The 11,896-nt window shown below is 52.2% G+C and carries 11 protein-coding genes; all 11 read right to left on the minus strand.

What is annotated here, in order from left to right:
* Positions 1-1,352, minus strand: a 1,352-nt coding sequence (locus YA0848_RS33445; RefSeq protein ID WP_198731546.1) for an OmpP1/FadL family transporter, incomplete at its 3' end; no start/stop codon positions are given.
* A 435-nt stretch (positions 1,353-1,787) separates the two neighbouring features.
* Positions 1,788-2,822 carry a 4-hydroxy-2-oxovalerate aldolase gene (gene dmpG / locus YA0848_RS33450; protein WP_039594661.1) on the minus strand — a complete coding sequence of 345 codons (1,035 nt, stop codon included), beginning with the start codon at positions 2,820-2,822 and terminating at the stop codon, positions 1,788-1,790.
* 21 nt (positions 2,823-2,843) lie between these two features.
* The gene (locus YA0848_RS33455; RefSeq protein WP_039594662.1) at positions 2,844-3,764 is read right to left on the minus strand and encodes an acetaldehyde dehydrogenase (acetylating); all 921 of its coding nucleotides are present in this window, start codon (positions 3,762-3,764) and stop codon (positions 2,844-2,846) included.
* 17 nt (positions 3,765-3,781) lie between these two features.
* Entirely contained in the window at positions 3,782-4,564 is a 783-nt protein-coding gene (gene dmpE, locus YA0848_RS33460) for a 2-oxopent-4-enoate hydratase (protein WP_039594663.1), read from the minus strand.
* A gap of 395 nt (positions 4,565-4,959) precedes the next feature.
* Positions 4,960-5,895 carry a biphenyl-2,3-diol 1,2-dioxygenase gene (bphC, locus tag YA0848_RS33465; RefSeq protein WP_152668485.1) on the minus strand — a complete coding sequence of 312 codons (936 nt, stop codon included), beginning with the start codon at positions 5,893-5,895 and terminating at the stop codon, positions 4,960-4,962.
* A 10-nt stretch (positions 5,896-5,905) separates the two neighbouring features.
* Positions 5,906-6,736: a cis-2,3-dihydrobiphenyl-2,3-diol dehydrogenase gene (bphB, locus tag YA0848_RS33470; RefSeq protein WP_039594664.1), complete on the minus strand. Its 831-nt coding sequence runs from the start codon at positions 6,734-6,736 to the stop codon at positions 5,906-5,908.
* Positions 6,737-6,773: 37 nt separating this feature from the next.
* Entirely contained in the window at positions 6,774-8,009 is a 1,236-nt protein-coding gene (locus YA0848_RS33475) for an NAD(P)/FAD-dependent oxidoreductase (RefSeq protein WP_039594665.1), read from the minus strand.
* Positions 8,006-8,335 (minus strand): non-heme iron oxygenase ferredoxin subunit, encoded by a 330-nt coding sequence (locus YA0848_RS33480; RefSeq protein WP_082112145.1) that lies wholly within the window; start codon positions 8,333-8,335, stop codon positions 8,006-8,008. Before YA0848_RS33480 ends, YA0848_RS33475 begins: the two co-directional genes overlap by 4 nt.
* Before the next feature lie 228 nt (positions 8,336-8,563).
* Positions 8,564-9,025, minus strand: coding sequence for a BphX family protein (locus tag YA0848_RS33485; RefSeq protein ID WP_046510210.1), 462 nt, complete (start codon positions 9,023-9,025; stop codon positions 8,564-8,566).
* A 57-nt stretch (positions 9,026-9,082) separates the two neighbouring features.
* On the minus strand, positions 9,083-9,643 hold the full coding sequence (locus YA0848_RS33490; protein WP_046510211.1) for a 3-phenylpropionate/cinnamic acid dioxygenase subunit beta: 561 nt from the start codon (positions 9,641-9,643) through the stop codon (positions 9,083-9,085).
* Between the two features lie 259 nt (positions 9,644-9,902).
* Entirely contained in the window at positions 9,903-11,282 is a 1,380-nt protein-coding gene (locus YA0848_RS33495; RefSeq protein WP_198712605.1) for an SRPBCC family protein, read from the minus strand.
* Positions 11,283-11,896: the final 614 nt, after the last annotated feature.

Genomic DNA, 11,896 nt, shown 5'->3' on the forward strand with positions numbered 1-11,896 from the left:
ATACTGAAACTATCCTGAGCATGCTCCACCTTTATTGGTTCGGATGTGTTGGGCTGGCTGTTGTTATCCATCTTCTTCTTAAAAGAATGGGTCCAGGCAAAGTCCACCCTGTTTTCCGGTGAAAACTGATAAGAAAACCCTGCAGAACCAAACCTGTTGGGAATGGCAGGAATTACCGCGAGCATAGTATCGGAGCGCAACGCTTGAGTTGCTATGCGGGCACCACCTCGCAGCGTCCACTTGCCAGTCTGATAGGCAACTCCAAGCGAAAGAGCCGTCTGATCTTTGTAATTCTGCGGCATTAGAATATCGATGTTGCCACCATTATTCTGCACAAAGCCAACATCAATATCCTTCATTGCGTGCTTCCAGAATATTCGGGAAACGTCCGCAGCAAACAACCACTGTTCATTGAGCTGATGACTTATACCAAGATTCAATTGTGCGGGAGTTTGAAAGTCACTTATCTTGACCTTACCTGCCAGCGCAACTTGGCCTATTATCGCGTCGACCGCCGTCAAAGTTGCATTACCTTCCATATCAGCTATCCGGCTTTCCATAGAATACGCAGCACCCAAGACCGTATCTTGTGTGACTTTGTAGATCATACCTAGCCGTCCGCCGATACCCCACGCATCCACACCACTTGCCACCGGTTCATTCTTGGTAAAACTCAAATGCGCACCACGAAAGTCAGGTAGGCCCCCAAGCACAGGAACAAGACTACCTCTCGCCCGGCCCGCTCCGATCAGCGAACCAACCTGATCCGCCCCCATCAACATCTCCAGGTTCAAGCCCTGCCACACGGCGTCGACACTGGCCCCCACAGCCAATTTTTCGTTGATTTCGTAGCTCACCGCAAACGGAATGTTCAAGGTCAATAGCCGACTTGAGTTCTCGAGTCCAGTATCAAGTCCGCCAGTGGCACGAGACAAAAAACTGTTGCGCCCGTATTCCGTTCCAACCCCTCCTTGAGCAAAGACACCAAAGCCGAGTCCCCAGGAGCCACTGTGATAGGTGTAAGCCAACTGAGGGGCGGCATAAGGGCCCCGGTTTTTTGAGTGATCTCTGGAGGGGGCAGTTTCTCCAGTAGCCTGGTTTTTAACCTCTATATCAGTCAGTACAAAATCCAGCCCCAGTTGAATTTCCGACCCTGGCGGCATCAAAGACAGCGTCGCCGGATTCGTCATCATACCGGCCGCTCCCACATCGAATGCGGTTGCTGCTCCGCCCATCGCTGTTGAGACGGGCCCATGCCCAACGAACCTAAATACATCGCTGGTAGCCAGGACCTCTTGAGAGGTGACCGCCAATACCGCTGTGCTTATTGCGCCAATCAGTATTCTCATCATTTATATCTCTTATTATTCTAAGTGGGTTATTGGTTATGACCAGACGAACACCGCACCTTTGTATCCAACTTCGAGTTTATCGTGGCCAAGAGATTTCACTATACTTTCAGCAGAAACACGTACCGACGCACATTGCTGAAGCAATGTTTATTATTCAATATTTCGTAATCAACTAGTGCCCTGTCTCAGAAATACGTTCTCTTTTTGACGAGTGGCAACGTAGCCTGGCGGCAACAGACACCGTCAAAAGCGAACAGCTTATTTCTGAGACAGGACACTAGACTAGGAATTAGGCATTTCCGCAAAACGCCTGGGTCATTCGCCTAGTCGCCTTGAGTATCGATCGAATATATCCAGCAGAATGAATTGGCGAACTGCCGCGACCCAATCAAGCTTCTGTATTTTTATAAGCATCCGAATTAATCCCTCCGCGCACTAAGATGGAATTAGACCGCGGGCTTGGGCCATGGTCAGCGCCGTATCTTCGATCATATCTTCCTGGCCTCCGACCATGCCGCGCCGGCCCATCTCAACCAGGATGTCACGTGCTGGCACTCCGTATTGTTTCTCTGCCCGCTTGGCAAATAGCAGGAATGAGCCATATACACCGGCGTAACCTAGTGTAAGCGAGTCGCGGTCAATGCGGATCGGGAAATCCATCATCGGCACCACCAAATCTTCGGCTACATCCTGGATTTTGAACACATCGACACCAGTCTCGATCCCGGACCGGGAGCAAACTGCTATGAAAACTTCCATCGGCGTATTGCCGGCACCAGCACCGAGACCTGCAGCCGCGGCATCGATCCGGTTGGCTCCGTATTCAACCGCCATCAAAGAGTTAGCCACGCCCATTGCCAAATTGTGATGGCCGTGAAAGCCGAGCTCGGTTTCCGGATTGAGTTTCTCCCGCAGCAATCCAATGCGTGCTTTAACGTCTTCCGGCAACATGTAGCCGGCCGAATCAGTGCAATAGATGCAGTTGGCTCCATAGCTTTCCATCAATAGCGCCTGCTCCAGTAGCTGCTCAGGCGATGCCATGTGCGCCATCATCAGAAAGCCGACCGTATCCATGCCTATATTGCGGGCATATTGGATATGCTGCTGCGAGACATCGGCCTCGCTACAATGGGTAGCCACACGAATAGTATGCACACCCAGTTCGTGCGCCATCTTTAGATTGTCAACGGTACCGATACCAGGCAGTAGCAACGCAGACACCTTGGCTTGTTTCATCAGAGGGATCACCGACGACAGATATTCCTCGTCGGTATGAGCGGGAAAACCATAGTTGATTGACGAGCCGCCCAAACCATCGCCGTGCGTGACCTCGATCAACGGCACGCCGGCAGCGTCTAGTCCCCGCGCGATGCTGGTCATTTGTTCCAGCGTCATTTGGTGCTGCTTCGGGTGCATGCCGTCACGCAGTGTCATGTCATGAACAGTAATTTTTTTGCCTTTGAGTGCCATGCTTTATTCCTCACGCAGCAGTTATTTTTGCGTCTCTATCGTCGGACCGAGTTTAAGTTTTCCGCTACTAATTTCTTCAGCGAACATCTCCGCAGTGCGAACAGCTGCGGCAGTCATGATGTCAAGATTGCCGGCATATTTGGGCAGGTAATCACCTAGACCCTCAACCTCCAGAAACAGAGAGATGCGCTTACCGTCAAATACCGGCCCGTTAACTAGTTTGTAACCGGGAACATATTTCTGGACTTCCTTGACCATTTTCTGCACCGAAGCAGTGATTCTTTCGCGATCAGGTTCGGTTTCAGTCAGGCAATGCACGGTGTCGCGCATAATCATCGGCGGTTCGGCCGGATTGATGATAATAATGGCCTTGCCCTTTTTTGCGCCGCCGACTATCTCAATTGCACTGCCGGTAGTACGGGTGAACTCATCAATATTGGCGCGGGTGCCGGGGCCTATCGATTTGGATGCAGTGGTGGCTACGATTTCTCCGTAAGTTACAGGCTGCACACGTGACACCGCAGCGACCATCGGGATAGTGGCCTGGCCACCGCAGGTCACCATGTTGACATTCATTTCACCCTGGCCAACATGTTTAAGAAGATTCACCGGCGGCACACAGAAAGGACCGATTGCAGCCGGGGTCAAGTCGATCATCATCACACCTAGCTCGTTGAGCTTGCGCGAGTTTTCTGCGTGGACATAGGCCGAAGTGGCATCGAAGGCAATCAGGATCCCATCTGTTGCGATATGCGGCAACAGACCATCAACGCCATCGGAGGTAGTTTTCAATCCCATGGCGGCAGCGCGCCGCAAGCCTTCAGAAGTCGGGTCTACACCGACCATCCATACCGGCTCCAACACCGTGCTGCGCTGTAACTTATAAAGCAAGTCGGTACCAATGTTACCGGGGCCGATCAGTGCGCATTTAATTTTGTTCATCTCACATACTCTCTGCTTTAATGAAAACGCACCGAACAGTTACCGATGCCGCCTATCGAAACGCGCAAGTTATCGCCGGCCTTGACTGGGACCATTGCACCGAGTGCTCCCGACAGGATCACTTCGCCGGCCTTCAGTGGGATGCCCAACTTGCCCAGTGTATTTGCAAGCCAAACTACCGCATTGACAGGAGAATTCATGGTAGCGGCGCCCGCACCGGTGACCACCGTTTCGCCATTTTTTTCCAAAACCATTCCGCTGGTGCGCAGGTCAAGCCCTCGCGGATCAACCATGCGATCACCTAGCACGAACACACCGCAGGATGCGTTGTCGGCCACTGTGTCCTGAATGTGGATTTTCCAGTCGGTGATGCGTGAATCGACGATCTCGAAGCAGGCCATAACGCCTTCGGTGGCGGCTAGTACGTCGGCCGCACTGACTCCAGGCCCCATCAGGTCTTTCTTCAGTACGAAGGCGATTTCTCCTTCAGCCTTCGGCTGGATCAACGTAGCAGCGTCGATGGCCGCACCATCGCCATAGATCATGCCATCAAGCATGTAGCCGAAGTCGGGCTGGCTCACGCCCAGCATGTTCATCACCGCGGCGCTGGTAACGCCGATTTTCTTGCCAACGATCCTCTCGCCGGCCTGCAGGCGGCGTGAAATCATGCGCTGCTGGATGTGATATGCATTGTCGATCGTAATATCTGGGTAGCGGCTAGTCAGCGGGTCCACCACTGTGCGCGAACACAGGGCAGCATAGAGCTCGTCGCCGAGAGTTTCGATGAGTTCAGGTGACATGTTGGCCGGATTTCCATTGATTAAGTGTTTGTTTATTAATTATGGGTGAGACTCATACTCAGCACTGTATTGAGCTCCTCATCGAAAAGTGCGGTTGCACCGCTAAGGCTATTGGTTCCAGGGCACCGCTGTGGCCAAAGCCAGGTTATACACGGCTTACATATTGCTCCATTGCCGAACCCCATTAAGTACATTTCAGCTCAAGCTCCAGCGCCGAAAGATAACCAGATCAGCTAGTGGCGAAAGTATTTAGCCCTACTCCATTTCCTTACTGGCCAGATCAAAGCTTATCAAAATTGATCAAATCTAACCCCAGGACAGAGTTGTACAGTGCGGCATGCGGCAACAGACTGTAAGTGCAAAACCTCAGTAAATATTAACTCCGGACCAAGTACTTACTTATTACGCATAGATTTATGACCCCACATGGCCGTGCGCTTGTGCCTCGTCATCACCCAAGACCGGTCATCTACGTCGCGCGCGCCCCAACCAAACTCAAGCTCAAACCCGGACGGCGTCTCAGCGTAAAAGGAAATCATGTGATCGTTGACATGGCGTCCGATCGTCGCCGTGATCCTGCTGGACCTAATATCACTATTTGCCGGCACCCGAAGATTGGAGTCGGTAGATTTGTCGCCCAATCCATCGATTCGGTCGTACGCATGACCTACATCATCCAGCGTCAAGGCCTGCAGCAAAAAATGGTGAACTCTCTTGGGTAACGGAGCCTCCGCGATCGCCATTGTGTGGTGGCGCCCGTTGCAATGAAGAAAGTATCCCCGCACTGTAATATCCGGACCCATAGCTATATCAATGACGTCGGACATCTGGAAACCCAGTATGCCAGTATAGAAAGCCAGTCCTTCTTCAATATTCGGGACAGCATAAAAATAATGCCCAGCTCCTTGGTCACCAGTCAGGAACCCAGTGACACCAGTGCCAGAAACGAAAGGCTGCTCGAATAGTTCGGTAGCCCCGTAGTAAATTTCCAGCGGCATTCCAAATGGATCTTCAAAAGAGACCAGTTCCATCACGCCACGCTTTTCTGCCAGTTCAGTGTCGCCGGTCCTCACCTGAACACCAGCCTCCCGTAGCCGCTCCGTAATCAGCTTCAAGGCCAGCGGATTGGCAACTTCATAACCGGCGAATGCTAGGTCGTCAGCCTCCCCCCTTTCCACGGCAATCCGCCAACTGCGTGAGTCCATGCGGTATAAGGCATTCTCATCGGAGCCAACAACCTCCATCAAACCCACTTTTTCGGTGAGGAACGAGCGCCATGCCGGTACATCACTTACAGAGAACCCCATGTAACCCAAGCTTTTAATGCCCATTTTCATCTCCTCAATCAATGTTAAGTTTTTCGAGCAGGTCCTTACCTCCGACTGCGGAAAAAAGTCCGCGAACGCCCATGCCTCCGTCATAATTCAGTAAGGCACCGGTGGCGGGCGCAGAGTCGCCACGCGTGGCGAAAAACACATAAGCTCCTGTGTATTCTTCGGCGTCAGGCAGGCGGCCGATTGGCAGTACGTCCTGCAGCAACTCAGCCAACGGCACATTCGATATCGACTGCTCACTCATTCCCAACGAGCAAGGTCCTCTCAAATCCGTATTGATACCGCCAACCCCCACACCATTGACCCGGACGTATGGTGCCAACTCGAATGCCAGCTCGCGCACCAGCCCCACCACTGCGTGCTTCGTCGCCGTGTAAAGAGGACCACCGCCATTGGGGTAAAAACCTGCATTCGAGATCGTGCAGATCACGCTGCCTCGGCTGGCAACCAGCGCTGGCAGGCATGCCTTGACGGCGAGAATATAGCCCTTAACATTAATCTGAAATACTTCATCAAATGCTTTGTCGATACTGTCTTCAGGTAGATCGACAAGTGCCGTGTTGTAATCCCAGATAGCGGCGTTGGGGATCAGAGTGTCAATCCTCCCGAACTTGGCAATACAACGACTGGCAGCCAGTTTCTGGTCTTCCATTGAACGCACATCACCGACAATGCATACCACATCTTCGCCGTGATCAGACTCCAACTGTTGAAGTCGATCGGCACACTTATCGAGGACAGCCACCTTGGCACCTTCGGCCACGAACCGTTCCACAAGGGCATGCCCCAGTCCAGATGCGCCCCCTGTGATTAATATAACTTCTTCTTTTAGTTTCACTTTTAAGCTCTTCTAGTTATTAAGAATAAGTCGACGTTCACTCGCATCGCTCAGCTTTAGCTTTCATAAAATCCCGCAAGTTAGAGCTAGCGTCCTGCAATTTTGTGGCCGATACAGGAATGTGGTCAGCCACCAATCGGGTTGCAACGGAAAAATCCTTCGGGGCATTGATAGCCGTTGCGGCTTCAACGCGACCATCAAGAACCCTGAACTGCACCAGCGGCTGACCATTCTCGACGTTACCGCGCAAGACAACTTCTCCGGGGCCTTCGATGTCGCCAACCATCTGTATCCGATGCCCTGCAATCTCCGTCCAAGAGGTTGGCACCTGAAGAGCCGGGATAGACTTGCCTAACATGGCCGCGGCGGCAGTTTCAGCCTGCATGTGGCTGTTCAGGTAGGTCTCCAGCGAGCGCAGTTCACCGGACCTCAGGGGCCAGGCTGCTACGTCACCTGCCGCGAATACTGCAGGACATGAGCTTGCACCCGTAGCGTCAACTACCACGCCGCGCTCACATGCGATACCGGCCGCACGTGCCAGTTCGTCGGCTGGTTCTGCACCGATGCTCACCAAAACTGTGCCAGCTGCTATCCGACGTCCATCGGCACAAACGACGGCATGCACGTGTCCCTCGCCCTCGAAATGCGCTGCCTGTGCGTTCAGTTCAACCCGGACACCCAAACGCTCCAACTCGTTGCGACACCAGGCCCCGGTTGATCGGCCTAGCACTCGCAACAGCAGTTCGTCCCCGGCCTCCAGAACAGTGACGTGGGCACCGGCATTAATAGCAGTGGTCGCCACTTCGCAACCGATCAGGCCACCGCCGACAATTACCAGAGACTGGCCCGGCTCAAGCGCCTGCCTCAGCGCCTGGCTGTCGGCGCGGTCACGCAAGGTGTGAATGCCGGCCAACTCGCTTCCCGTAATAGCCATACGCCGCGCGCGAGCGCCGGTGGCTAATAGCAGTCGGTCGTAGGCTAGAATGTCACCGGATTCGAAAAGTACCTGGTGGTTTACCACATCAATACCGGTCACGCGTACACCTAAATGGAGATCTATATCGGCCGATGCATACCAACAAGGATCCAGGATCGCGGGTGGTTCGACCACTTTTCCTGACAGGGTGTCCTTGGATAAGGAGGGGCGATCGTAAGCCACATGCAACTCCTCCCCGACCAGATGGATCTTTCCCTGATATCCTTGGGCGCGAAGATAGCGAGTGGCAGTTGCGCCAGCCAAGCCAGCACCAATAATGACGATTGATTTAATCATGGCGCTAGATACCCGGCATCAAAGTCTACGAACACATCGCTGCCATCTATTCGAATCGGATATATCTTCAGCGGCTCACAGGGCGGTGCTGCTTTTACCTTGCCCGTGCGGACACAGAACCTACCCATGTGCAGCGAGCATTCGACAATGTCACCCTCTAGGTAGCCGCCTTCGGACAAGGACCAGTCACCATGAGTGCAACGGTCCTGTGTTGCGAACAACTCTCCATCGACGTTGAAAATCGCGACGGCTTCGCCCTTACTTTCAACCTGCAAGGCGTCACCGACGGGCACATCAGATACTTCACAAACTTTGGAAAAAGTCATTCTTTTTTGTCTCTTATTATAGAGTTGGTCTGAAAAAGTACGCACTCGGAAAATGCACGCCAGTAACCACGCGGACTGCAGACTGGATATCTCATGAGGTCAAGCCTTTTTCAGAGTTTCTATAGCTAACTTTAACTACTCATTAAATCCGGCAGCCAGCTTGGCGCAAGCGGCCGGATAACGTCGACGCGCATGGGAAATGACAGAGTTCAATTCAGGCCCACAGATTCAGGAGGTTGGGACGGTTAACCCAGATGACCGGCGAGACGACACGCGCCATACCTGTAACCCCCAGACGATCCACACCACGTGGATGGCGAACGTCAGGAGCCCGAACCACATGGCTTCGTGACTCCAAACGATGCTGTACAAGTCCCAGATACCGTCGAGCACTTCCGTGACGATGACCACGGGGACAACCGCCATGAAGCGCACGGGCTGACGTGCGCCCCACAACGCAACCAGCCCAGTGCCCCCCAGCTGCAGCCCGACTACGGCCCAGGCATCCTGCAGCAGGGTGAATACCGGAGCGCCGACCTGCAAATCCACACCCGAATACATCATGCCGAACAGCCGCAGGCTGCTGAAATGCAAAGTCCCGAGGAGATTGGCCAAGTAAAAGATACCGATCGCGATCAGGAAAGGGCGAGCGCGATTAGTTTGCGTAGCTATCGGGTAGCTCCTCTTCATTTTCAGGCCGCTCTCATGAATAGGCTGGGTATAGGGTAAGTGGCCAGCATTCCCTAGTTAGAAAAACTGGCTGAGATTATTCGCTGTAATCGTGCTCTGGTCGAGCAAGATCGTTCGCTTGGCAATTTTGAATCCCAGCCCGTCACTTACACGGAGCAAAATATCTCGACGCTCACCGACATAGATGTCCGTCATACGCTCCAATCGATTACGGTAACAAAGGAACGCAGAACTAACTTCCAAAGTACCAGCACTCTCAGTTTCGCGGACGATAACGTTGCTTACAATGTGCCGGCTGCGCGACGGTGGATCTTCAGTCCAGTTAAGCCCCGAAACCCTCGCCCGAATGCGCGCACGCATGCTCTCATACGTCTCGTCAAAATGGGCATTACCGCCGGGGGGCACGTACTCCATCGCCTTATTCCGGGATGTATGAGTAGTACGAATTGGCATCCAATATTGGATGTCTTGGGTCAGTAAAGCCAGCCAGGCCTCATAGTTTTGATAATCAAGCAACTGTGCTTCGCGATAGTAGAATTGCTCAACGGCATTTTGCAATTCAAGACTGACGGGCATTTCTGGCCACTCGATGGGTTTTGTCAAATCAGCGGATGTCATAATTAGTTTCCTGTATATATGTTGGGCGACCTGCACTCGGCTCATGCAAATAGCAAATCCATAGCATGACGATTATCACCAAACGCACAGCTGTACATTTTGGAATGCACCCGAGTAAATCCCCCCGACAAAGCCAGGGGTTTACCCAAGTTAATCAATTCACTTAGGCACTTCCAGCAACCAAAAAACAGGCTAAACCCTTGTCTACCACGGTAGAAACCCGATGAAAGTGATTGCTTTTTTCGGTCACTTTATCTGCTCAAGACTTTAGCGTGTCCCAACTCGGCTCGGACATCATGCGGCTCCAGTGGTGGTAGAACCCTCGCGCAGCTTCTTCGCTATAAACGTAGCTGGTCTTTCCAGGAAACTCCGGGTTGTTCTTGTTTGGCACACCCGCCCCCATCTGGGCACAAAGAGGTCTACTTCTAGCCTTGTAGCCGCGCAATCCCCGCTGAACCTCCACCCAGTTTTCGCCATCGTCCTGCTCGTAGGTTCCCCCTTGATTGAAGGTGAAGATGTTTTTCCGACGATATTCTTCCTTGATATCTTCAGGTGCATCAGCATCCACTACGATGAAAGACCAAACTTCGATCTCATTAGGGCCACGTGGGTGCCAAGTACGGACTGTATTGATGCCAGGAAGAAATGAGCATGTCGGAAAAATGGTCATATGCTGAGCAACCATGCGATCAGCCGGAAGAACTTTACCCAGACGCTCTTTTGCACGCTCAGCAGCTGGACCTTTGGTCCAGTAATCGACAACCTTAGGACCCATGATGGCTTGCAGAAGTGCGAAATCGTCATTGAACCAGCCGGTCCCATGTCCACCCCACTTAGCCCGGAACTGATTCCCACTTGACGGTAACTTTACTTGGGACAAATCCATTTCAGGCGAGAGGCTGGACAATACACCTGAAAGATGCGCCATCGTTCCCGCATGGTACATATCGCTACAGAATTGCTCGGCGGCGAATTTCCAGTTACAGGGGATTACCGTCTTTTGCATACCGGTGATGACCTGAGTACCTGCCTCGGTCCGATCGAGCATCACGTCCATATAGGGTGTTGCATCGCTCAGATAGGTCTTCAAATCAGGGGCTTCGGTATCCCAGTTGGCAAAAATCAGCCCCTTGTAAGTATCCACCCGCGCTTGCAGCGGCCCCCAGTCGGCCTTGTCGAACCCGCAGTCACCCTCTTTTTTGTCACAAAAAGCCTCTTTCTCGTAGGGTACATTGACCAGATTACCGGCGGTGTCATAGGCCCACCCGTGATAAGTGCAGGTAAATGACTTTGCGTTGCCAAAATCCGATCGCTCAATACGCATACCGCGATGCCGACATTGGTTTAAAAAGACTTTAATGCTCCGGTCTTTCTGCCTCACTACAATTACTGGGTCTTCACCCATGTAGGTGGTCAGATAATCCCCGGCTTTGGGAATGTGCCCCTCGTGCCCAAGCAGCAGCCAGGATCGAGCAAACACCCTCTCAAGCTCGATCTCATACAAATCCTGATCAGAGAAAATACGTGGATCAAGCAACCCCTTTTCCTCATCAACGAGCGCTTTAATCTCCTCGTCAGACCAGTTTTTCACCCATTTCAAAGGGGCTTCCTGCACTTCTTTATTTATTATTGAACTCATGACCTATACTCTCCTTCAAGATGCTCTTGTTAGAATAAAAAACAAGCTTCTTTCTCTTGCTGACCCGAAGCTTCAATACAGCGCCCGACGAACCACCGTGACAAGCCGCCTTCCTGGAACACATGAAGCGAATATTCAGTATGCGCTCGCAATAGCCAAACCCTAGTAGCTAAACTCTAGATTTTGCAATTTTATATTGCGCTACCGACATTAATCCAGCACATCCCATAAGGTTCTATTCAGCACGACTACCTTCCATGTTACTGCCAACACGAAACGAGTGAATGCTTATTTTTGTGATTCGGGCATGTCTACTCCCACCATTATTACCTTATTACTTTCAATAGAGGTTTACGATGCCACGAAACGGAGGCAGGGAGATATCCGTATTTCAACAAATGATATCCGATTTCTTAATATCTTCATCCATAACAACAGGCCAGCGCTACCAAGCAATGGAACCCCTGGCCAATTGGCGTTCTGAGCACGTTCACCCGAACCAGCCGCCTTCATTAACCCTTATCGACTTTTCCGCTTCTAAAGCTATATTTCGAATCCTTTCAGGCCCGAGTGAACCGCTTCGTGGCCTGGTACAACCATGAACATCGTCACAG

The organism is Pseudomonas sp. S4_EA_1b, assembly GCF_016307435.1.
GTDB lineage: Bacteria > Pseudomonadota > Gammaproteobacteria > Pseudomonadales > Pseudomonadaceae > Aquipseudomonas > Aquipseudomonas rhodesiae.

Coding starts and splice junctions, on each gene's coding strand:
- dmpG (WP_039594661.1), bottom strand. CDS start 2,822: ATGGCACTCAAAGGCAAAAAAATTACTGTTCATGACATGACACTGCGT.
- YA0848_RS33455 (WP_039594662.1), bottom strand. CDS start 3,764: ATGAACAAAATTAAATGCGCACTGATCGGCCCCGGTAACATTGGTACC.
- dmpE (WP_039594663.1), bottom strand. CDS start 4,564: ATGTCACCTGAACTCATCGAAACTCTCGGCGACGAGCTCTATGCTGCC.
- bphC (WP_152668485.1), bottom strand. CDS start 5,895: ATGGGCATTAAAAGCTTGGGTTACATGGGGTTCTCTGTAAGTGATGTA.
- YA0848_RS33475 (WP_039594665.1), bottom strand. CDS start 8,009: ATGATTAAATCAATCGTCATTATTGGTGCTGGCTTGGCTGGCGCAACT.
- YA0848_RS33480 (WP_082112145.1), bottom strand. CDS start 8,335: ATGACTTTTTCCAAAGTTTGTGAAGTATCTGATGTGCCCGTCGGTGAC.
- YA0848_RS33485 (WP_046510210.1), bottom strand. CDS start 9,025: ATGAAGAGGAGCTACCCGATAGCTACGCAAACTAATCGCGCTCGCCCT.
- YA0848_RS33490 (WP_046510211.1), bottom strand. CDS start 9,643: ATGACATCCGCTGATTTGACAAAACCCATCGAGTGGCCAGAAATGCCC.
- YA0848_RS33495 (WP_198712605.1), bottom strand. CDS start 11,282: ATGAGTTCAATAATAAATAAAGAAGTGCAGGAAGCCCCTTTGAAATGG.